Origin of the sequence: Novosphingobium sp. IK01 (assembly GCF_033242265.1) — a bacterium.
Lineage (GTDB): Bacteria > Pseudomonadota > Alphaproteobacteria > Sphingomonadales > Sphingomonadaceae > Novosphingobium > Novosphingobium pituita.
This window is the reverse complement of record NZ_BTFW01000001.1, coordinates 950,868-973,322: the sequence shown is the minus strand read 5'-3', so window position 1 is coordinate 973,322 and position 22,455 is coordinate 950,868. Positions and strand designations below refer to the sequence as shown.

Genomic DNA, 22,455 nt, shown 5'->3' with positions numbered 1-22,455 from the left:
GTACCAAGGGACAGGGGGCATGGCCAAGCGCGCGTGCAACCTCCACATAGCAAGCCATGACGAACCCAACAATTGTCTGGCTGCGCCGTGATTTGCGTCTGGCCGATCAGGCCGCTTTCGTGGCCGCACTGGCACAGGGCGGGCCGGTGATCCCGGTCTATGTGCTCGACGACGAGACGCCCCGGCACCGCCGCATGGGGGGCGCCTCGCGCTGGTGGCTCCATCACAGCCTTGCCAGCCTTGCCGCCAGCCTTGAGGCGATCGGCTCGCGCCTGATCCTGCGGCGGGGGCGGTGCGAGGCGGTTCTGGCGCAACTGGCCCACGAGACGGGCGCACGCACGGTCCACGCGCTCCACCATTACGAGCCGTGGTGGCGCATGGCCGAACGCGCGGTGGGCAAGGGGCTGGACTTGCGCCTTCACCACGGCAACTTCCTGCTGCCACCCGGAACCCTCGCCAATGGGTCAGGGCAGCCCTACCGGATCTATACCCCGTTCTGGCGCGCCTCGCTGTTGCACCTGCCCCCGCCGCCGCCCGTTCCCGCGCCCGGCCATCTGCCCGCGCCCGCGACATGGCCGGTGAGCGAGCATCTGGACGACTGTGGCCTTCTGCCCACCGCGCCCGACTGGGCCGGGGGCATGCGCGAGGAATGGACGCCGGGCGAGCCGGGCGGGCGCGCGCGGCTCGAAACTTTCGCAGGCCGTGCCCGACGCTATGGCGAGGAACGGAACCTGCCTGCGCGCGAGGGCACCTCGCGGCTCTCGCCGCACCTGCATTTTGGCGAGATTTCGCCCGCGACGGTCTGGCACGCGGTTGGCGGGGCGGGCGGCTCGGTCGATGTGTTCCTGAGCGAACTGGGCTGGCGCGACTATGCCCAGAACCTGATCCTTCAGGCGCCCGACTATGGCACGCGCAATGGCCGGGCGGCCTTCGATGCGATGGCATGGCGCGAGGCGCCCGCCGAACTGGCCGCGTGGCAGCAGGGGCGCACCGGTTATCCGATCGTGGATGCAGGGATGCGCCAGCTCTGGCACACCGGCTGGATGCACAACCGGGTGCGGATGATCGCGGCCAGTTTCCTCGTCAAGCATCTGCTGATCGACTGGCGCGCGGGCGAGCAATGGTTCTGGGATACCCTCGTCGATGCCGATTACGGGGCGAATGCCACCAACTGGCAATGGGTGGCCGGAAGCGGGCTGGACGCGAACATGTTCGTGCGGATCATGGCGCCGCTGGTCCAGTCGCCCAAGTTCGACGCGGCGGCCTATATCCGGCAATGGGTGCCCGAACTGGCGCACCTGCCCGATGGGGAGATTCACGATCCTTCGGGGCTTGCCCGTCCGCGAGGCTATCCCGCACGGATCGTCGAACATGCCGCCGCCCGTGCCCGCGCGCTGGCAGCCCATGGGGCGATGAAGGAGGGAGAGCAGGAAGGCGGGCTTGTTTAGCCGCTGTGGTTCATCACCAGTGCATCGTGCTCGCGCGGGGTCAGCAGGTTGTCGAAGGCGCAGCCGACGATCCCGGCATGCCACCAGACCACTTCGGCCTCGCGCGGGGCCATGCCGGGCAGGGTGAGCGAGACTTTGGTGCCCACAGCGATGCGCCCGGATGCCAGCGCCGAAAATCCGGCAAGTGAAAGATCGAGCACGAGGGTCTGGGTTGCCCTTCCGCCCGGACGGCGGAACTTGCTGGGGATGACCAGACGCGAGCGCGGCGCACACCGGTCGTCGCTGGCGGCCGCTTCGTAGTCTTCCTGCCATTTGATCGTCGGCATGGAAACGCCCCGTTGCTGCTGTCAAACCGAAACGCTGCATCGCGCTTCGTGGGCAAACGATGAGCAAATTGCCTTACTATCGGGTTAACAGGCGGGCGGAGCACAAAAAAATCCCCGCCATGACACACTGAACGGTGTGCCGTGACGGGGGCTGTCGTTGCCGGAAGGCGGCTTGTCAGCGCGGCTTTTCGATGCGTTCGCGATGCGGGCTGGCAAAAGGTTCGCTCGCAAGGGCGACGATCCGGTCGGCCACGACTTCGGGCGGCTTCACGCTCGACGGGTTTTCGCCCGGATAGGCCTTGGCGCGCATCTTGGTGCGCGTGGCGCCCGGATCGAGGATCGCCACGCGGATCGCGCTGGTGCTGGCCACTTCGCGGGCATAGCTTTCGAGCAGGGCGTCGAAGGCGGCCTTGGTCGCGCCATAGGCCCCCCAATAGGCACGCGGGGCGGCGCCCACGCTGCTGGTCAACCCGATCACGCGCGCGTCCTGGCTGCCCTTGAGCAGCGGGTGGAACGCGCTGATCAGCGATTGGGTGGCCAGCACGTTGAGCGTCATCGCGCGCGACAGGTCGCGCGGTTCGATCTGCCAGACCGGGGTGAGCGTGGGCAGCACGGCGGCGTTGATCACCAGCAGGTCGAGCGCGGCCCAGCGATCGGAAATCGCCGTGGCCAGACGCGCGATGCCATCGGGTTCGGTCAGGTCGACCGGGGCGATGGTGGCAGCGCCGCCGGCCTGAAAGATCGCGTCTTCCACGCGTTCGAGGTCGGAGGCCGTGCGCGCGACGAGCACGACATGCGCGCCCGCTGCGGCCAGAGCCTTGGCCGTGGCCGCGCCAATGCCCCGGCTGGCGCCCGTGACGAGCGCCAGTTGCCCTGCCAGCGGCTTGCCCGGCGCGGATGCTCCTGCGGCCTCGCTCACCCTCAGGCGACCCTGGCGGGCTTGGACTTGGCCTTGGCCGGGGCGCAGGCCGGGGCCCGGTCGCCCATGTCGGTCAGGCGGGTGGGGTAGTCGCCGGTGAAGCAGGCGTCGCAATATTGCGGGCAGGCGGGCTCGCGCTGGGCTTCACCCACGGCGCGATAGAGGCCGTCGATCGACACGAAGGCAAGGCTGTCGGCCTGGATGAACTCGGCCATGGCGGCGATGTCCATGCGCGCGGCGAGCAGCTTCGAGCGTTCGGGCGTATCGACGCCATAGAAGCACGAATGCTCGGTCGGCGGGCTGGCGACGCGGAAGTGAACCTCGCGCGCGCCGGCTTCGCGCATCATCTGCACGATCTTGAGGCTGGTGGTGCCGCGCACGATCGAATCGTCGATCAGCACGATGCGCTTGCCCTCGACGAGCTTGCGGTTGGCATTGTGCTTGCGCTTCACGTCGGCGTTGCGGGCGCCGTCGGAAGGCTGGATGAACGTGCGGCCCACGTAGTGCGAGCGGATGATCCCCAGTTCGAAGGGAATGCCCGACTGCTGGGCATAGCCGAGCGCGGCGGGCACGCCGCTGTCGGGAACGGGGATGACCAGATCGGCTTCGGCGGGGTTTTCGAGCGCCAGCTGCATGCCGATGGCCTTGCGCACTTCATAGACCGAGCGGCCGCCGAGCACCGAGTCCGGGCGGCTGAAATAGACGTGTTCGAAGATGCACGGACGCTGGGCGGTGTCGCCGAACGGGCGGTGCGACTGGATCGAGCCGTCGAGGCTGACCTGGATCAGCTCGCCCGCCTCGACTTCGCGCACGATGTCCGCGCCCACCACGTCGAGCGCGACGCTCTCGCTGGCAAAGACCACTGCATCGCCCAGCTTGCCCATGACCAGCGGACGGATGCCGAGCGGATCGCGGCAGGCGATCATGCCCTCGGGCGTCATGCAGATCAGCGAATAGGCGCCTTCGACCAGACGCAGCGCGTCGACGAAGCGGTCGAGCAGGGTGGGGTAGCGGCTCGTCGCCACGAGGTGGATGATCACCTCGGTATCGGACGTCGACTGGAAGATCGCGCCCTTCTGCACGAGGTCGCGCTTAAGGAACATCGCGTTCGAGATGTTGCCGTTGTGCGCGATGGCAAAGCCGCCCGCGGCCAGATCGGCAAACAGGGGCTGCACGTTGCGCAGGCCCGAGCCGCCGGTCGTCGAATAGCGGACATGGCCCGCGGCCATCATGCCGGGCAGTTCGGCAATGGCTTCGCCGCTGGAGAAATTCTGGGCGACGTGGCCGATGCCGCGCCGCGAGTAGAATTCCTGGCCATCGAAACTGGTGATGCCCACGGCTTCCTGACCGCGATGCTGGAGGGCATGAAGCCCCAGCGCGGTCATCGCCGCCGCGTCGCGTGCGCCCAGCACGCCGAAAATGCCGCATTCCTCGCGCAGCTTGTCGCCGTCGCTGTCTTCGAAGGGATTGGTGGTGATCATGTGTCTCGCAAGCGCCCGCGCCAAAGACTCGCGCCCGAGCCGGATGTCTCGGGGGGGCGAGCAACGGCGCCCATGTGGCGAGGTTTGCCGCCAAAGGCAAGGCCTGCGGCGTCCCGGATTGGCCAAAGGCCCCATTGGACGGGGAAATATTGCCCTTGCGCAACGATTTGGTGACAGTCCGGGGATGGTTGTGCCCGTGTGGCATGGCATGGCGGACAATATTTAGCCAACGTGGTTGTCCTTAGGTCGAAATTAACCAGTCATGCAGCAAGGCTTCCGGCCATGTCCGCTGCGCCGCCAGCCTCTCCTGCCTCCTTTCGCCGTCCTTCGTGGCGGTTCGCCGCTGTTGGCGGGGGCGCGCCGGGGGATCGGACGAAGGCGGGCGCCGGGTTTTACGGGCACGCGGGCGGGGGCCTTGCGGGTCGCGACAGCGGGGTACAGGACACTGGCTCCCGCGAAATTTACGCTGAAGGCACCGGCGGTGGCGTGATCGGAGCGGCCCTTGTCGGGCTGGCCTATTTTGCCTGTGCCATGCTCTCGGTGGCGTACAGCCGCTCCAACGGCGGTGTCGCGATGGTCTGGGGCGCCAATGCCATGCTGGCCGCGCGGCTTCATGTGCTGCCGGTGCGCAAATGGCATGCAACGCTCGTGGCCGCAGGGTTGGCGAGTTTTCTGGTGACCGGCTGCTTTGGTCTGGGATGGGCACCGGCGCCCGCGCTGGCCCTGGTCAATCTGGCTGAAAGCGCGGTTGCCGCGCTGCTGGTCCGCCATCTGACCGTGCAGTACTGGCCTTCGCGGATGATCTGCTGGATGCTCGGCTATGGTCTGGGGATCGGGCTGATGGTGCCGCTGGCCGGAGCCCTGATCGGGGCGGGGGTCGTGGCGAAGCTGTCCGGGCTGGCCTTCGGGCCCAATTTCGGAACATGGCTGGTCGGCCATTCGCTCGGGATGCTGGTGGTGCTGCCGCCTTTTGCAATGCTGGCGTGCAAGCTTCGCAAGGAGCAGCCGCTGCTCGACGAGGGACGCGGACTGCGGGCAGCCTTGCTGATCACCGCGATGGTTGCACTGTCCACGGCGGTCTTTGCCCAGCCTGCCCGGCCCTTGTTGCTGTTTCCGCTCCTGCTGGTGCTGTTCTCGGCAACATGGGCCAATGCGCTGGTCGCGCTGGCGCTGCCGATGATTCTGGCGACGGTCGGCGGGTTCATGACCCTCCACGGCTATGGACCGATCGCCCTGATGACACCGGTTCACGGCGAGCTGGGCATCGTGGGCGGCCATATGCAGTTCCTGCAACTCTATCTGGCGGTTGTCGCGCTGTCGGTCCTGCCGCTCGTGGCCGAGCGGGAGCGGCGGCAGCAGCGCCTGCACGAACTGGCGCGCAGCGAGGCGCACTACCGGCTGCTCTCCGACCATGCCAGCGACGTGATCATGCATCTGGGGTGCGAGGGCGACGTGCGCTATGCCTCGCCCGCCATTGCCCGGCTTACCGGCCATGCGCCGGGCGAACTGGCCGGCACCCCGTTGTCGCGCATTGTCATGCCCGCCTATCACGAGGCCGTGGCCGGGGCCTGGCAGGCGGCCATCGCAAGGCCGGGGCACCCGGTCGCGGTCGAATATCTGGGGCGCTGCAAGTCAGGCGATCCGCACTGGCTGGAAACCCATTTCCGGGGCATCGCCGACGAAGAGGGCCATGTCGAGGGGCTGGTCAGCGTCACCCGCGATATTGCCTCGCGCAAGCGGATCGAGGAAGATCTGGCCCATGCGGCGATGACCGATCCCTTGACCGGCATTCCCAACCGTCGCGCCTTCTTCGACATGGCCGGGCGCCTCGAAGCGGCTGAAAACGACGGGGCGCCCATGACCCTCGCGCTGATCGACATCGACTTCTTCAAGCAGGTCAATGACCGTTACGGCCACGGCGTGGGCGACGAGGTTCTGGAGGTCTTCGGGCGGACTGCGCAGGCTGTCGTGCGGGCCAGCGATATCCTCGCGCGGATCGGGGGCGAGGAATTCGCGCTGCTGATGCCCGATACCGATATCGAAGGCGCGCAGGTGGTGTGTCGCCGTCTGGCGGTCGCCGTTGCCGGAATGGGCGTCGAGACGCCGCAGGGCATCGTGCGGATCACGGTGAGCATGGGGCTGGCCGCTGTTGCGGGGTGTACCGATCTGGCGCTGGCTGCGGCCGATACGGCGCTCTATCGCGCCAAGAGCGAGGGGCGCGCGCGCCTGCGCGTGGCGGCGTAAGAGCTTACCTAGCGGGATGTCCGGGAACTCTTTGCCGCGCGGCGCATTGGGCGCGCGGCGGGGTGAGGCGTCTTGCCCCGCTGGCGGGGCCGTCCTAAAGCGGGGCGGGCCAGCTGGTTTCTCCAGCCGGTTTTTTGCCTCTCGCCAGCCTTCTTCCCGTATCGAAAGTGCTCTCCACTTGATCCTCTCGCCATTCGAATGGACCATCGCCAAGCGTTACATGCTGCCGGGGCGGGGGGAGGCCTTTATCGCCATGGTCGCCGGGATCAGCCTCGTGGCGGTCATGCTGGGCGTGGCCGCGCTGGTCATCGTGATGAGCGTGATGAACGGCTTTCGCGCCGAACTGCTCGACAAGATCGTGGGGCTCAATGGCCATGCGGTGGTGCAGGCCTATGGCGGGCGGCTCGACGACTGGCAGGATATTCTCGCCCGTCTCGAAAAGACCCCCGGCGTCACCCGCGCCTCGCCCCTGATCGAGCAGCCCCTGCTCGCCAGCTTCAATGGCCGGGTCGAGGCGATCCTCGTGCGCGGCAATACCCCCACGGACATCAACCGCCTGTCCGACAAGCTCAAGAGCGGCTCCTTGTCCGCGCTGCAACCGGGCAACGATGCGGTCGCCATCGGCTCGCGGCTGGCCGAAAGCCTGGGCGCGCAAGTGGGCGACACGATCACCATCATCAATCCGGCGGGGCGGTCGACCCCGTTCGGTACCGTGCCGCGTCAGGTCGCCTACAAGGTCGCCGCGATCTTCGAGATCGGCGTCTACGACTATGACAATGCCTTCGTCGTCATGCCCATTCCCGATGCGCAGACCCTGCTGCTGACCGGGGATTCCATCGGCATGATCGAGGTGACGACGACCGACCCGGACACCGTGGGGCAGACGCTCGCCCCGCTGAAAAAGGCGCTGGAAGGCCGCGCGGTGATCACCGACTGGAAGACCCTCAATGCCAGCCTGTTCGAGGCCCTCGCGGTCGAGCGGGTGGCGATGTTCGTGGTGCTTTCGATCATCGTGCTGGTGGCCGTGTTCAACATCCTCTCCTCGCTGATCATGCTCGTGCGCGCCAAGACGCGCGACATCGCGATCCTGCGCACGATGGGCGCCTCGCGAACCAGCCTGCTCAAGATCTTCATGACCATCGGCTTCGTGATCGGCGCGATGGGGACGGCTGTGGGCCTCGTGCTGGGCTTCGTCTTCCTCTATTTCCGCCAGCCGATCGTCCATCTGGTCGAGATCCTGACCGGGCAGAACCTGTGGGACCCCTCGATCCGCTTCCTTACCGAACTGCCCAGCCGCAGCGATCCGGTCGAAATCACCGTGATCGCGGTCATGGCGCTGGTCCTCAGCTTCCTGGCCACGCTCTATCCCGCCTTCAAGGCGGCAAGCACCGATCCGGTGCAGGTGCTCCGTTATGAATGAACCTGTCGTCCACCTGAAGAACCTTCGCCGCAGCTTCGAACAGGGCGGCGTGCGCATCGATGTCCTGCGCGGGGTCAATCTGGAAATCCGCCCCGGCGAGATCGTCGCGCTGCTCGGGCCCTCGGGCTCGGGCAAGTCGACGATGCTTCAGGCCGTGGGCCTGCTCGAAGGCGGCTTCGAGGGGGTGATCGAGATCGCGGGCACCGATGCGGCGGCGCTGGGGGCCGACGCGCGCACTGCGCTGCGCCGCGACCATCTGGGCTTCGTCTACCAGTTCCATCATCTCCTGCCCGATTTCAACGCGACCGAGAATGTCATTTTGCCCCAGCTCGTGGCCGGTCGCCGCGAGGGCGAGGCCCGCGCGCGGGCAAGCGAACTGCTCACCGCGCTCGGCCTTGGCCACCGCCTCGACCATCGCCCCAGCCAGCTTTCGGGGGGCGAGCAGCAGCGCGTGGCCGTGGCCCGCGCGCTGGCCAATCGCCCCGCGCTGGTGCTGGCGGACGAGCCGACCGGCAACCTCGACGAGGCGACCGCCGACCGCGTGCTCGACGAATTTCTCAAGCTCGTGCGCGGCGAGGGCAGTGCGGCGCTGGTGGCCACCCACAACGAACGTCTGGCATTTCGCATGGACCGGGTGATGCGTTTGCAGGACGGAGTGCTCGTATAAAATAAAGCACGTTCTGGAAGAGCGCGTTGCTACGTAATATGCGCCAAAACGGCTCTCATTGATGATTCGCGCGGAAACCTGTGAAGGCTCCATGCGTTGATTCAATCACCCGGAAAGGGAGCCCAAGGAGGGTTTGTCTGATGAATACCACCATTCGCGCTGAAGCGCATGATCAGGGCCAGGATTTCTGGAATGTCCACGCTACCATCGTCACGCGGGAGGCTGCTGGTGGCCTGCTGCATGGCTTTGCCGCGCTTCATTCCGGCAGCTTTGCCCAGATGGTCGGCCTGCTCGCGCGCATGCCCGAGGCCGACCGCGCCGATCTGGTGATCGAGCGGTCCGGCGATCGCAACTATGGCCCCGAAGAGGCCCTCGAACTCTACGGACGCGAGGACTATCCTCTCTGATCGTCTGTTCGAAATTCGCGAAAAGGCGAATTTCGGTTGGGCACCGGCCCGGTGCCCAACGATCCGAAACGATAGCTTCGGATCAGGCGCCAGGGTGAAAACGGCTGGAGCGTGCCGCCATGGCAGGCCGGAGCGATGCCGAGGGTGGCGTCATTCCTTGCCGTGGCGGCCAGCCTGCCGGATCTCCTGATCCGGGCTCGCTCGTTTTTGCGGATTTCTGACGAAAACCGCTGTCAGGTCGTGGCCGGGGCATGGATGCACGGTTGATCCCTGTTTCGCGTCGTGGCAGCAGGCCATCGAGATGGGGCGGCAGTACGGCTCCATCCGGAGACGCAGCATGACCGCCAAGACCGCGCACACGATTGCCGATTTCACCGCGCGCCTGCCCGGTGGCCAGGAAGTGAGCCTGGCCGACAAGCTGGGCAAAGTCGTGCTGGTGGTGAACACGGCCTCCAAGTGTGGCTATACCCCGCAATACGAAGGCCTTGAGGCGCTCTGGCGCGAGATGGGCCCGCGCGGGTTCGAGATTCTGGCGTTTCCGTGCAACCAGTTTGGCGGGCAGGAGCCCGGCAGCGCCGCCGAGATCGAAAGCTTCTGCAAGGTCAACTTCGGCCTGAGCTTTCCGCTCATGGACAAGATCGATGTCAACGGGCCCCAGGCCGCGCCGCTTTACGAGTGGCTCAAGTCGGGCGCGCGCGGGATCTTGCTGACCCGCTCGATCAAGTGGAACTTCACCAAGTTCCTCGTCGACCGGCAAGGGCGCGTGGTGCGCCGCTATGCCCCCAAGGCGCCCCCGCACATGCTTCAACAGGACATTCTCGCGCTGTTGTAAGGGTTTGATCCGAAACTGTCGTTTCGGATTGTTCGGGAGCAGGCGACGGTTTCCGTTGTAACATATCGCCATGTTTGGCAGACCTTCGTGCAAGCGAACCGCTTGTTTTCATGAGGGACTGTTGATGACAAAGACGATTCACATGGCGCTGGCCGCCAGTGCGCTTGCGCTGGCGGTGCCGTTTTCGCCTGTTCTGGCCAAGGCCCCGGCTCCTGCTGTTGCGCCGGCACAGGACGAGGACGCGCGTCTGACCGCCTTCCTCAACGCCGAATTCGACGCCGAGCTGGCGATGCGCCCGCAACTGGCGACCCGGCTGGGCCTCGGGCAGGGGATCGACCGTCTCGACGACATCAGCGACGCGGCCCAGCTCAAGCGGCTCGAATGGCGGCGGGCCAGCGTGGCGCGGATGAAGGCGGCTTTCGTGCGCGACCGCCTCTCGCCCGAGGGGCGCATCAATTATGACATCTGGGCCCTCGAACTCGACCGCGCCGAGCAGCAGTATCGCTTCCGCGCCTATCAGCCGCCGTTCTATTCGTTCCTCTATTCGATCCACGCCAGCCTGCCCAATTTCCTGATCAGCACGCATCAGGTCCACGATCTGGCCGAACTGCGCGGCTATGTCGCACGGCTGGGGGCGATGCCGGGCGTTCTGGATACGGCCATCGCGCAGAGCAGGGACTCTGCCCGGCAGGGCGTGATCCCGCCGCGCTTTCAGCTCGAACGGGTGATCGCGGGCAGCCAGCGCCTGATCACCGGCGCGCCCTTCGATACCGGCGCGGATTCGCCGCTCTGGGCCGACATTCAGGCCAAGATTGCCAAGGCGCAGGCTGCGGGCACGATTTCGGAAGGCGATGGCAAGACATATGCCGCGCAGGCGCGCACCGCGATCCTCGCGCTCGCCCCGGCCTATCGCGCGGTGATCGCCTGGGCACAGGACGAACTGCCCCATGCGCCTTCGGGCGTGGTTGGCGCGGGCTCGCTGCCGGGCGGGGCGGCCTGGTACGAGACGGCGCTGCGCCTCAACACCACGACCGACATGACCGCGCAGCAGATCCACGCGCTCGGCCTGTCCGAAGTGACCCGCATCGCCGCCGCCGAAGACGCGCTGGCCAGGAAGGCGGGCTTTGCCGATGCTGCCGCGCTGCGCGCCGATATCATGGCCAAGGACCCGCCGCGCCCATGGACCGATGAACTGCGCGCGCAGCGTCTGGCCAGGGCCAATGCCATCGTGGAGGCCAATCGCAAGCTTCTGCCCGGCTATTTCAACGCCTTGCCCGCCTATGGCACGCAAGTCGTGCGCGAGCCCTCGTTCAGCGAAGTGGCGGGCGGGGCGGCCCATGCCCAGTTCGCCAGCCCCGATGGCAAGCGTCCGGGGCAGGTCTTCCTGCACATGCTGGGCACCAAGGATGTCGACGCCGGGGTCTACAGCCTGATGTGCCACGAGGGCATCCCCGGCCACCTGCTGCAAGGCGACATCCAGGTCCGCCAGACCGGCACCCCGCTGTTCCGCAAGGGCTATGGCTATGTCGCCTTCAACGAGGGCTGGGCGCTCTATGCCGAGGCCTTGTGCAGCGAGATGGGGGCGTTCCCCGATGCGGCGGCCGATCTCAAGCGGCTCGACTACGAACTGTTCCGCGCCGCGCGGCTGGTGGTCGATACCGGCCTTCACGCCAAGGGCTGGTCGGAGGATCAGGCTGTTGCCTACCTGATCGACGTTGCCCACTATCCGTCCGACGATGCCCGCTCGGAAGTGCGCCGCTACATCACGCTGCCGGGGCAGGCGACCGGCTACAAGATCGGCATGCTCAAGATCATGGCCTTGCGCGCAAAGGCACAGGCCGCGCTGGGCCAGAAGTTCGACTTGCGCGGGTTCGACGACGTGGTGGTGAGCGCGGGCTCGGTGCCGCTGTCCGTGCTGGAAGCCCGCGTCGAGGCCTGGATCGCCGCGCAGCGATAAGGGGACGCCTGACAATCTGTTGATGAGGGGCGCTATGCCCTCTCAAAAAATCGCGAAGGCCATGCTATCTGGGGACCATGGCCTTCGCACCTTTCGTTCCTCTGCGCGTCTTCTCGTCCTACACGATGCTCGATGGCGCCATCGACCCCAAGGCGATTGCCAAGACGGCCGAAAAGCGCGGCTTCCCGGCCATCGCGATCACCGACCGCAACGGTCTTTATGGCAGCGCCGCCTTTGCCAAGGCCTGCAAGGACGCGGGCGTGCAGCCGGTGGTGGGCACGATGCTGGCCGTTGCCCGCCCCCAGCGCGAGGGGGCGAGCGCGCCTGGTTTTGGCCCTCAGGCGCCGACCATCGACTGGCTGGCGATCTATGCGCAGGACGAGCGCGGCTACGACAATATCTGCCACCTCGTCAGCCGCGCCCACCTCGACCGCCCGCTCGAATATGCGCCCCATGTCCTGTTGAGCGACCTCGAAGGCCATACCGATGGCCTGATCTGCCTGACGGCTGCCGGGGAGGGGGCGCTCGTGCGCCTGCTCGCGGGCGAACAGCAGGGCGCGGCGGAAAGCTACCTCGACACGCTTCAGGCGCTGTTCCCCGACCGGCTCTACCTCGAACTGGCGCGCCGGGGCGAAGCGGCCGAGGAAGCCGCCGAAGACGCCCTGATCGCGCTGGCCTATGCGGGCGACCTGCCGCTCGTGGCGACCAATCCGGCCTGCTTTGCCGATGCCGGTTTCTACGACGCACACGATGCCATGCTGTGCATTGCCAGCTCGACCCACGTCGACAGCACCGACCGCCCGCGCTCCTCGCCGCAATGGTGGGTCAAGCCGATGGAGGTCATGGCCGAGCTGTTCGCCGACGTGCCCGAGGCGCTCGCCAATACCCTCGTCGTCGCCCAGCGCACGGCCTGCATCCCGCCCAAGCGCAAGCCGATCCTGCCCAGCCTCGCGGGTGACAAGGAAGGCGAGGCCCGCGCCTGTGCCGCCGACAGCCGCACCGGCCTCGTCGCGCGCCTGCTGTCCTATTACCCGCAAGCGGCCCATGGCGAGCTGGAGCAGGTCCTGTGCATGGGCCCCGATGCCGAGCCCGATCCGGCCCAGTTCCCCGAACTGGCCGCCGCCGGCGCGTGGGAGGAAGTGCTCGACTATCGCAAGCGCCTCGAATTCGAGATCGCGATCATCAACCGCATGGGCTTTGGCGGCTACTTCCTGATCGTGGCCGACTTCATCAAGTGGGCCAAGGACCACGATATTCCGGTGGGGCCGGGCCGTGGTTCGGGCGCGGGCTCGCTGGTGGCCTGGGCGCTGACCATCACCGACCTCGACCCGATCAAGCTGGGCCTGCTGTTCGAACGCTTCCTCAACCCCGAACGCGTCTCGATGCCCGACTTCGACATCGACTTCTGCGAAACCCGGCGCGGCGAAGTGATCCGCTATGTCCAGCAGAAATATGGCGCCGATCACGTCGCCCAGATCATCACGTTCGGCAAGCTCAAGGCCCGCGCCGTGCTGCGCGACACGGGCCGCATCCTCCAGATGAGCTATGGCCAGACCGACCGCCTGTGCAAGATGGTGCCCAACCACCCGACCGACCCGTGGACGCTCGAACGCGCGCTCAACGGGGTGATGGAACTGAAACGCGAGTATGACCGCGACCCCGAGGTCAAGCGCCTGATCGATCTGGCCATGCAGCTCGAAGGCCTGCCGCGCAACTCCTCGACCCACGCGGCGGGCGTGGTCATCGGCGACCGTCCGCTCGCCCAGCTCGTGCCGCTCTACCGCGATCCGCGCTCCGACATGCCGGTGACCCAGTTCGACATGAAGCATGTCGAGGACGCAGGCCTCGTCAAGTTCGACTTCCTCGGCCTCAAGACGCTTTCGGTTTTGCGCAAGGCGGTTGATCTTCTGGGCAAGCGGGGGATCACCATCGATCTCTCGCAGCTTCCGCTCGACGACGTGGAAGTCTACCGCCTGCTTCAGGTCGGCGATACGGTCGGCGTGTTCCAGCTCGAATCCGAAGGCATGCGGCGCACGCTTGCGGCGGTGAAGCCCACCAATTTCGGTGACATCATCGCGCTCGTCTCGCTCTACCGTCCGGGCCCGATGGACAACATTCCCTTGTTCGGCCGTCGCAAGAACGGGCTGGAAAGCATTGAATATCCACACGACAAGCTTTCGGGCATCCTGTCTGAAACCTACGGGATCTTCGTCTATCAGGAACAGGTGATGCAGGCCGCGCAGATCCTGGCGGGCTATTCGCTGGGCGACGCTGACTTGCTGCGCCGCGCGATGGGCAAGAAGATCCAGGCGGAAATGGACGCCCAGCGCCTGCGTTTCGTGGCAGGCTGCAAGGAGGTTTCGGACATCGAGGCGGGCAAGGCCAACGAACTGTTCGACTTGATCGACAAGTTCGCCGGCTATGGCTTCAACAAGAGCCACGCGGCGGCCTATGCCCTGCTGGCCTACCACACCGCCTGGTTCAAGGCGCACTACCCCCACGAATTCTTCGCAGCCTCCATGTGCTTCGATATGCATCAGTCTGAAAAGCTGAATGTTTTTGTCGACGACATGCGCCGCAAGGGGGTCGCGCTGGCCGGGCCCGACATCAACGCGTCGGAGGCTGAATTCACCGTCGAGCGCACCACCGATGGCCATGCGGTGCGTTATGCGCTCGCGGGCCTGCGCAACGTGGGCGAAAAGGCGATGGATGCCATCGTTGCCGAGCGCGAGGCCAATGGGCCCTTCGCCACGCTCGACGACCTGTTCAAGCGCATCCCGGCAGGCTCGATGAACCGCCGCCAGCTCGAAGCGCTGGCGGCGGCGGGCGCGCTCGATTGCCTCGACACCAACCGCGCGAAGATCATCGCCAACGCCGAACTGCTGATGGCTGTCACCGACGAGGCGGTGCGCACGCGCACGTCCGGGCAGGGCGGGCTGTTCGGCGGCGACGGCCACGACCAGCCCGCAACGCGCCTCGTCGAAACCAAACCGTGGAGCCGCGCCGACCAGATGGCCGCCGAGCGCGAGAACTTCGGGTTCTATTTCGCCGCCCACCCGGTCGAGGAATATCGCGCGGTCGCCAGCGCCAATGGCGCGCGGACCTATGGCAGCCTGATGGCGGGCGCCGGAGAAGGCGGCGGGGGCCGTTCGGGCGCGGTCATGGCCGCGCTCGTCGAGAACGTCCAGAAGCGCAAGACCAAGCGCGGCAAGGACTTCATCATGGCCGATTTCTCCGACAGCAGCGGCCTGTTCACGGCCTCGTGCTTCGAGGAATCGCTGGTCGATGATTTCGTCCAGTGGGCCCGCGAGGGAACCTGCGTCCTGCTCAATGTCGAACTCGACCGTCCCAATGCCGACGAGCCCCCGCGCGTGACCGTGCGCGGCGGGCGTCCGCTTTCCTCGGTAACGAACGCGGCGCGGATGCACCTCACGCTCGACGTGGACAGTGTCGAGGCCATCCGCGAACTCGCGCTGCTCCTGCCCCGGCAGGAGGACGCCAAGGGCGAAGTGATCGCCCGCTTGCGCACAGGCACGGGCGAGGCCCCGCGCGTGCGACTGGGCCGCAATTTCAAGCTCGACACCGACCTGATCGAACGGCTGCTGCCGATCGAGGGGCTGGCCAATGTGGCGCTGACGGCCAAGGCCGACAGTCACTTGCGGCTGGTGAAATAGGCTTTCGCGAAGAAGCCGGAACGAAAGCGCCGGACAGAAAGGGATTAAGGATGCTGCTGGGTTCCATGCAGGATTGGCCGCTGCGCGTGGGCCGCCTGATCGACCATGCCGCGCGCGAACATGGCCACCGCGCCATCGTGAGCCGCTGGGCCGACGCGCGCGAGACACAGACCACCTGGGGGCAGGTGCGTGTCGATGCGCTCAAGCTGGCGCGCACCTTGCGCGAGGCCGGGATCGGCGCGGGCGACCGCGTGGCGACGCTGGCCATGAACCATGCCGCCCATCTGGTCGCCTGGTATGGCGTGCCGGGGGCAGGCGCCGTGCTCCACACGCTCAACCCCCGCCTGTTCGACGATCAACTGGCCTATATCGTCAACCATGCGCAGGACCGTGTGCTGCTGTTCGACGCGGCCTTTGCCCCGCTGGTCGAGCGGATGAAGCCGCACTGGCCGAGCATCGAGCACTATGTCTGCTTCGACAGCGCCGGGCCTGCGCCGCTGTTTGCCGACTGGATCGAAGGGGCGGAGGCCGAAGGCTGGGTCGAGGGCGACGAGCGCGAGGCCTGCATGCTCAGTTATACCAGCGGCACGACCGGCGATCCCAAGGGCGTGCTCTATTCGCACCGCTCGACCGTGCTTCATGCCTTCGGTGTGCTTCAGCCGCAGATTTTCGCGCTGGAAAGCCGCTCGGTCATGTTGCCTGTCGTGCCGATGTTCCATGCTGCCTGCTGGGGCATTCCCTGGGGCACGGCGATGGTGGGGGCGAGCCTGGTCTTCTCGGCGGTCGCCGATCCGGCGGTGCTGACCGACCTGATGGAGCGCCATGGCGTCACCTCGCTGGCCGGGGTGCCGACGGTCTGGCTGGCGCTGGCCGACTATGCCGACGCCCACCGCGAAGGGCGCTTCCCGCCGGCCTTGCACGATGTCCTGTGCGGCGGTTCGGCGCTGCCGCCTGACCGGATCGCCCGGTTCATGGCGCAGGGGCTGCGCGTCAGCCATGCCTGGGGCATGACCGAAACTTCGCCCATCGGCACCGCCGGGGGCGAGCCGTGGAACTGGGACGATCTTTCACCGGGCGAACGCCTCGCGCTCAAATCCAAGCAGGGGCGCCCGCCTTTTGGTGTCGAGATGCGCTGCGTTTCGCTCGACGATCCGGCTGTGGTCCTCCCGCGCGATGGCCAGACACCCGGCGCGCTGCAAGTGCGCGGGCCATGGGTGATCGCGCGCTATTACCGCGCCGAGCACGACGCTGTGAACGCGCAAGGCTGGTTCGACACCGGCGACGTGGCGATCCTCCACTCCGACGGCACCTTGCAGATCACCGACCGCACCAAGGACGTGATCAAGTCGGGTGGGGAATGGATCAGTTCGGTCGAACTGGAAAACGCCGCGATCAGCCATCCCGCGCTCGCGCAGGCGGCGGCCATCGGCCTGCCCCATCCGCGCTGGGACGAACGGCCCCTGCTGGTCGTTGTCTTGCGCGAGGGCGCGCAGGCGAGCGTGGCGGAGGTGATCGATCATCTGGCGAGCCGGGTGGCCAAATGGTGGCTGCCCGATGCGGTGGTCTTCGTCGAGGCCCTGCCGCTGACGGCGACAGGGAAAATCTCGAAGAAGCATTTACGGCTGCAATTTCAGGATTTTGCCTGGGGTTCCTCCTAGCTTTCCCGAAGGATGAAAGGGTGGCGGAGGGCACCGGATCAGGTCCGGGGCCCGCCGCCACCCTCAAATCCCCAATCAAAACAAATCCATCTGCCCATCGCGCGAAGGCGCGCGAAACTGTTCGCAGTCCAGATCGAGCCTGTCCTGTGCAATCCCCGCCCGCCGCACGCCCAGCCGGAACCGTGCGCGCACCAGATCGGCCCAGACGCCCTTGGGCTTCATCCGCGTGTGAAAGCTCGCCTCGTAGTCCTTGCCCCCGCGCATCGACTGGATGATGTGCATGACTTTGCCCGCCCGGTCGGGAAAGTGAACGTCGAGCCACTCGCGAAACAGCGGGGCGACCTCATGGGGCAGGCGGACCATGATCCAGCTGGCGGAACGCACCCCGCGTGCGCCCGCTTCCATCAGGATATCCTCGATAAAACAGTCGGTAATGGCGGGAATGACAGGGGAAAGCCCAAGATGGGCTGGCACCCCGGCCTCGACCAGCCGGGCGAGGGCATCGAGCCGCTTGGCCGGGCTGGCTGCACGCGGTTCGAGCAGCGAGGACAGGCGCGGGTCGAGGCTGGTGATCGAGATCCCCACCGCCACCAGCCGCCGCGCAGCCAGCGCGCGCAGAAGATCGAGATCGTCGAGCACGCGCGCTGATTTCGTGGTGATGGTCACCGGATGGCCGACCTCAAGGCACAGTTCGAGCACTTGCCGGGTGATCCGGTAGTCCCGCTCGATCGGCTGGTAGGGATCGGTGTTGGTCCCCATGGCGAGCGGGCGCGGGGTATAGCCGCGCTTGGCAAAGGCCTGCCGCAGCAGGGCGGCGGCCTGCGGCTTGGCAAACAGCTTGGTTTCAAAATCGAGGCCGGGCGAGAGATCGTGATAGGCGTGGGTGGGCCGCGCATAACAATAGATGCAGCCATGCTCGCACCCGCGATAGGCGTTGAGCGAGCGGTCGAACGGGATGTCGGGCGAGGTGTTGAAGGTCAGGACCGACTTGGGGAATTCGGGCGTGACACTCGTGCGCAGGCGCGGCGGCGCACCATCGACGACCAGCGCATCATCGCGCCAGTCGCCATCAGCCTCGCGCGTGGCCAGGCCAAAGCGCGTGGGAACCGCACACGATTGCGCACCTCTGCCCCGGATTCGTTCCATGGTCTGATTGGAACATAAAAAGAACAAATGAGCAAGGACTACCTTGCCGCCGCCCCGTTTCGGAGCAAGTCCTCACTTTGTGAAGAGGAAGCGGATGAGTGCCATGGCGAAGGCAAAAACGAACGCATAGCTGAACTTGTCGAGACCATCGGGCGCGATCCCTGATCGACGCTTTCTTTTGCCGAGCAGGGTGATGATGCCACCAGCGGCAAGCGGTGTGACGACCAGGTTGATTTTGCGCAGCACAGGATTGGTGACGAAGGAATGCGGGGCGAAAGTCAGGCTGATCAGGCCTGCGAGGCCCCCGAGGATCGTAAATCCGACGCTTGAATACAGGGTGTGGATCGGATGCCCGCTTTTGAGATCGAAGCTGTAGAGGAGGCTCTTGGCCAGAACCTCGACAAAGAGTTGGAGGAGGATTTCGCCAAAAAATTGCATCACGAATTCAAAAATGAATTCCATGGCTTCCATATCCCCCGCCGTTCGCTCGGGGATTCTTGGCAGACTGAATGGCAGGCTTGCAACACGAAACAGGGCCCGGTCGGGCCCTGTTCACGTTTCCGGGATGCCGGAGGCTTGATGAAGCCTCAGCCAGTGATGCCGTGGTCGTAGATGTCGAAGTGGAGGGCAAGGCCGCGCACGGCCAGTGCGCCGACCGCGCCGGGGGAGAGGGTGAAGCTCTCGTTGCCGGCCTGCATGAACAGGCCCACGACCATGTCGGCCTGATAGCGCGTGGTCACGTCGTGCCAGACGGTCAGGTCGTCGGTCACCGTGTCGAGCAGCTCGGCGATCTGCATCTCGATGTCGTTGGCATAGAGATCGCTGGCGCGCAGCAGCCAGCGCCCGGTTGCCGAAACGCTGGTCGCGCCGCTTTCCGACGTGGCGGTGTCGCCCTTGACCGAGAAATCGTCGGGCGGGCAGCCGAGGCGCTCGGTCAGGTATTCCGGATCAAGGTCATCGCCAAAGAAACGCAGGGTCAGGTTGGCATCGTGAATCGGTGGCAAGGTTATTTTTCCAGCAATCGCGGCATGAGTTCCACGAAGTTGCAGGGCCGGTTCCGGCTATCCAACTGCTCGGCCAGGATGCCGTCCCAACCGTCCTTCACTGCGCCATTGGAGCCAGGCAGGGCGAAAATGTACGTCCCTCGGGCCACCACGGCGCAAGCGCGTGACTGAATGGTGCTGGTACCGATGGTCTTGTAACTGATCCAGCGGAACAACTCACCAAATCCGGGGATATCGCGCGTTTTTACCCGGTCGAGTGCTTCGGGCGTGACATCGCGGCCCGTCAGGCCGGTGCCGCCGGTGATCACCACGGCGTCAATGGCCGGATCGTCGATCCAGTTGTTGAGTCGCGTGGCGATGCGGTCGGCCTCGTCGCGTTCGAGCGCACGCGCGGACAGGGTGTGGCCCGCGTCGCGGATGCGCTGGGCCAGAATGTCGCCCGAAGTGTCCTCGTCGGGGCCGCGTGTGTCCGAGACGGTGAGCAGCGCGATGTGGATGGGCTTGAACGTGCGGGCAGGATCAACGGGCAAGCGAGGCCACCCTGATATTGTTGCCGCCTTCAAGGCCCGGAAAACGGGGCCACAGGCCTTCGACAAGGCCGATCCGGCTGTCCGACGGGCCGCCGGCCTGCCGCTCGTACATCCAGTAGTTACGCATCACGGCGGACACATAGCCGCGCGTTTCCCAATAGGGAATGGATTCCATCCACAGCAGCGGATCGCCCTGGGCATTCACTTGCGTGTTCCAGCGGCTCACCGGCGCGGGGCCGGCGTTGTAGGCGGCGATCACCTTGGGCAGCAGGCCCCCGGTTGCGCTGTTGTCGCGCAAGCGCGCCAGATAGGCCTGCCCGAACGCGAGGTTGACCCCCGGCGTGTCGAGCTGGCTGTCGAGGCCGGTCATCGCCGGATCGGCGCGGGCCATGTCGCGCGCGGTGCCCGGAAGAACCTGCATCAGCCCGCGCGCGCCAGCCGGGCTGATCACGGCGGTGCGGAAGTTCGATTCCTGAAGCGAATGGGCGAACAGCAGGGCCGGATCGACCTTCCAGCCATTGGCCGGAACCCACTTGGGCGCCGGATAGCGCGCGGCCTCGTCGGCGCGGGCGCCGGGCGGGGCATTGTAGGCCATCCACAACTGGGTCGAGGGCAGGCCGAGATCGCGTGCGAGGCGCGAGAGCGGGGCATATTGCGACGGGCTGCCGATCCGCGCCTGATAGCGCAGCACTTCGTCGGCCAGCCCATCGGCGCCGATTTCGGAAAGCTGGACGGCGAGGCGCACATTGTTCAGCTCGCGCAGCGATTGCCAGTCCTGCGGCGAGAAATCGGGGGTGGACGTGGTGGCCGCATTGCGCAGGCCGAGCGCTTCGCCCGCCATCATGCCATAGAGCGTGTCGCGGTTGCGCGCGGCCAGACGCAGCGATTCGGCGACCTTCTCGGGCTGGCGGCACCGCACGAAAGCACGGCTGGCCCAGTAGTGGGCGGCAGACACCAGTTCCGGGTTCGATGCCTGAAGCGCGGCCTTCTGGAAGCTGTCGGCAGCCGCCATGCAGTCGTCCATGCGCCAGCTGGCAAGGCCTGCGGTCCACAGCGCCTCGGCCACCCACGGGCCGCTGCCTTCGGTGGCCGACAAGGCCATCAGCCGGGCATTGGCATCGTCGTTCTCGATGTAGAAGCTCCACCCGATCTTCTGGCGCCATTCGGCACGCGCATCGGGCGAAAGCATGGCGTCGACGCCGTCGAGCAGGACGCGCGCGCCGGTGGGATCGTCGGCCTTGATCCGCTCGACAATGGCCTGGGCCACGCTGTCGGGCATGGTGCCGTCGGCGGTCGAATGCGGGCGGGTACGGCGCGGGGTGCCGGGCAGGGGGGCCAGCGCCTGCGTGCTGGGCATGACCGGCAGGGTGAGCGCGCCACGCTTGAGCGCGAGGCGGCCAAGCTGGTCCGACCACGGAAGGTCGGGCGCGCGCGACAGCAGGTCGGTCAGCGAGCCCAGATCGGCCTTGGGTGATGTGGCGGCCAGATAGTAGCGGGCGCGGGCCACGGCATGAAGCGGGCCATCGGCGCGCTGGCCGAGCATCGACTGGACATTGGCCCAGTCCCCGCGGTCGATCGCGGCGAAGAGCTGGGTGTAATAAGTCCGGTCGTCCTTGCTGAGCAGGGTGGGGACCGCCGAGCGGTCGGCCCGGCTGCGGAAATATTCGGCCGCCGCGCTGTTCGCGTGGGCAGGGGCCGGAATGGCAAGGCTCGCTCCCAGGGTCAGGGACACGATGGCCCCGGCCAAGGCAGGAAAACGAGCGCGAGAAAGGCGCCGGTTTGTCACGTCAGGTCTGTTCCCGTCCAGTCAAGCAGGCGGTTCCACAAGGCCGCCTTGTGCGCCGGCCGAGCCATGAGCGCCGCAAGATCGTATGCGAAAACCGCAGGTACGCATCCCTTGTCATGGTTAAACTCACGTAAATCGGCAGGCTTATTCGGTGAATTGTGCATGATCAGCGTCGAAATGCCGCTGCGTCCGAACACGAGGACCCGTTCCGGGGCGGCCAGGGCGACGTGATGGGCCAGCAGCGCGCCAAGCCCCTGCTCGCGCAACTGTGTCCAGTCGGGCATCGGCACATGGCAAGGGAGGGCGCTGGCCAGATAGACCTTGGCCCGGTCGAGCCCGAGCGCGGCCAGCAGCCCGTCGAGCAGCTTGCCCGCGCGGCCCGAGAGAAGCGTCTCCGTATCGTCGGCCTCGGGCATCGGCAGCAGGATCATCAGCCGCGCGCCAGCCGGGCCCGAAGGCGCGATCCGCCGGGCGGGCGGGAAGGGCAGGGCCGCGGTTTCCATCCACCAAGTGGCAAATCCGGCCAGATCCTGTGGCCAGTCGCGCGCGAGGCCGCCCATTTCGGGCGGCGGGGGTGGCGCGACGGGCTGGGCCAGCGTGGCCTTGGTGGCAGCGGCCTTGCGGGTGCTGGCGGGCCAGGGCTGGGGCTGGTCGCTCCAGTCCCCGTCGACGCCGGCATCTTCCCACCAGGCAAAGGCGGCCTCGATCATGGCCGCGGAAAGAGGGGCGGCAGTGAGGGGAGCTGTCTGGCAAGGCGGGGAGCCGGAGGGCGGGGCCATCATGACAGGTGAGCCTGACCATCAGGGCCGCTTATTGTGCCCATGCGTTTTTGTGTGAAGCCCGGCTTCGTCATGCGCACCCTATTGACCTTGGCGGCACCAGCTTTCAAGGCTGATCGCCATTATCGTGTGGTTAAGCCGCGCCTGCTGCCCTGTTTTTACGTGTTCGGGCATGAT

The 22,455-nt window shown here is 66.5% G+C and carries 18 protein-coding genes; 9 read left to right on the top strand and 9 right to left on the bottom strand.

The features are described from left to right. Positions 1-56: 56 nt before the first annotated feature. Positions 57-1,448: a cryptochrome/photolyase family protein gene (locus SBI20_RS04710; RefSeq protein ID WP_317973959.1), complete on the top strand. Its 1,392-nt coding sequence runs from the start codon at positions 57-59 to the stop codon at positions 1,446-1,448. Here the strand turns inward: SBI20_RS04710 and SBI20_RS04705 are convergent. The 3 genes from SBI20_RS04705 to purF all read right to left on the bottom strand — a co-directional run bounded on the left by SBI20_RS04705 (position 1,445) and on the right by purF (position 4,174). Then, positions 1,445-1,774 (bottom strand): PilZ domain-containing protein, encoded by a 330-nt coding sequence (locus tag SBI20_RS04705; protein ID WP_317973958.1) that lies wholly within the window; start codon positions 1,772-1,774, stop codon positions 1,445-1,447. The two genes, SBI20_RS04710 and SBI20_RS04705, sit on opposite strands and share 4 nt — an antisense overlap. Positions 1,775-1,949: 175 nt before the next feature. After that, positions 1,950-2,693, bottom strand: coding sequence for an SDR family NAD(P)-dependent oxidoreductase (locus SBI20_RS04700; protein WP_317973957.1), 744 nt, complete (start codon positions 2,691-2,693; stop codon positions 1,950-1,952). A gap of 2 nt (positions 2,694-2,695) precedes the next feature. Then, on the bottom strand, positions 2,696-4,174 hold the full coding sequence (gene purF, locus SBI20_RS04695) for an amidophosphoribosyltransferase (RefSeq protein ID WP_317973956.1): 1,479 nt from the start codon (positions 4,172-4,174) through the stop codon (positions 2,696-2,698). 486 nt (positions 4,175-4,660) lie between these two features. Here purF and SBI20_RS04690 point away from each other — a divergent pair, with 486 nt between their 5' ends. The 8 genes from SBI20_RS04690 (at position 4,661) to SBI20_RS04655 (ending at position 17,033) form a co-directional block, all read left to right on the top strand. After that, entirely contained in the window at positions 4,661-6,418 is a 1,758-nt protein-coding gene (locus SBI20_RS04690; protein ID WP_317973955.1) for a sensor domain-containing diguanylate cyclase, read from the top strand. 178 nt (positions 6,419-6,596) lie between these two features. After that, positions 6,597-7,838: a lipoprotein-releasing ABC transporter permease subunit gene (locus SBI20_RS04685; protein WP_317973954.1), complete on the top strand. Its 1,242-nt coding sequence runs from the start codon at positions 6,597-6,599 to the stop codon at positions 7,836-7,838. Next, positions 7,831-8,505: an ABC transporter ATP-binding protein gene (locus SBI20_RS04680; RefSeq protein WP_317973953.1), complete on the top strand. Its 675-nt coding sequence runs from the start codon at positions 7,831-7,833 to the stop codon at positions 8,503-8,505. The genes SBI20_RS04685 and SBI20_RS04680 overlap by 8 nt, the downstream gene beginning before the upstream one ends. Before the next feature lie 140 nt (positions 8,506-8,645). Beyond that, positions 8,646-8,912 carry a hypothetical protein gene (locus SBI20_RS04675; RefSeq protein ID WP_317973952.1) on the top strand — a complete coding sequence of 89 codons (267 nt, stop codon included), beginning with the start codon at positions 8,646-8,648 and terminating at the stop codon, positions 8,910-8,912. Between the two features lie 337 nt (positions 8,913-9,249). Further along, the gene (locus tag SBI20_RS04670) at positions 9,250-9,744 is read left to right on the top strand and encodes a glutathione peroxidase (RefSeq protein ID WP_317973951.1); all 495 of its coding nucleotides are present in this window, start codon (positions 9,250-9,252) and stop codon (positions 9,742-9,744) included. 124 nt (positions 9,745-9,868) lie between these two features. Next, on the top strand, positions 9,869-11,701 hold the full coding sequence (locus tag SBI20_RS04665) for a DUF885 domain-containing protein (RefSeq protein ID WP_317973950.1): 1,833 nt from the start codon (positions 9,869-9,871) through the stop codon (positions 11,699-11,701). A 77-nt stretch (positions 11,702-11,778) separates the two neighbouring features. Continuing rightward, positions 11,779-15,375: a DNA polymerase III subunit alpha gene (dnaE, locus tag SBI20_RS04660; RefSeq protein ID WP_317973949.1), complete on the top strand. Its 3,597-nt coding sequence runs from the start codon at positions 11,779-11,781 to the stop codon at positions 15,373-15,375. Between the two features lie 50 nt (positions 15,376-15,425). Continuing rightward, complete coding sequence (locus SBI20_RS04655) at positions 15,426-17,033, top strand: long-chain fatty acid--CoA ligase (RefSeq protein ID WP_317973948.1); 1,608 nt, start codon at positions 15,426-15,428, stop codon at positions 17,031-17,033. Positions 17,034-17,108: 75 nt separating this feature from the next. Here SBI20_RS04655 and SBI20_RS04650 read toward each other — a convergent pair whose 3' ends face one another. The 6 genes from SBI20_RS04650 to SBI20_RS04625 all read right to left on the bottom strand — a co-directional run bounded on the left by SBI20_RS04650 (position 17,109) and on the right by SBI20_RS04625 (position 22,209). Then, positions 17,109-18,179 (bottom strand): PA0069 family radical SAM protein, encoded by a 1,071-nt coding sequence (locus SBI20_RS04650; protein ID WP_317973947.1) that lies wholly within the window; start codon positions 18,177-18,179, stop codon positions 17,109-17,111. Between the two features lie 72 nt (positions 18,180-18,251). Continuing rightward, positions 18,252-18,650 carry a hypothetical protein gene (locus SBI20_RS04645; protein ID WP_317973946.1) on the bottom strand — a complete coding sequence of 133 codons (399 nt, stop codon included), beginning with the start codon at positions 18,648-18,650 and terminating at the stop codon, positions 18,252-18,254. A gap of 116 nt (positions 18,651-18,766) precedes the next feature. Further along, a complete protein-coding gene (locus SBI20_RS04640) occupies positions 18,767-19,183 on the bottom strand; it encodes a DUF4279 domain-containing protein (RefSeq protein ID WP_317973945.1) in 417 nt (138 codons plus the stop codon). Between the two features lie 2 nt (positions 19,184-19,185). Continuing rightward, positions 19,186-19,713, bottom strand: coding sequence for a molybdenum cofactor biosynthesis protein B (gene moaB / locus SBI20_RS04635; protein ID WP_317973944.1), 528 nt, complete (start codon positions 19,711-19,713; stop codon positions 19,186-19,188). Further along, entirely contained in the window at positions 19,703-21,445 is a 1,743-nt protein-coding gene (locus SBI20_RS04630) for a lytic transglycosylase domain-containing protein (RefSeq protein ID WP_317973943.1), read from the bottom strand. Before SBI20_RS04630 ends, moaB begins: the two co-directional genes overlap by 11 nt. Before the next feature lie 50 nt (positions 21,446-21,495). Beyond that, a complete protein-coding gene (locus SBI20_RS04625) occupies positions 21,496-22,209 on the bottom strand; it encodes a uracil-DNA glycosylase family protein (protein WP_317973942.1) in 714 nt (237 codons plus the stop codon). Positions 22,210-22,455: the final 246 nt, after the last annotated feature.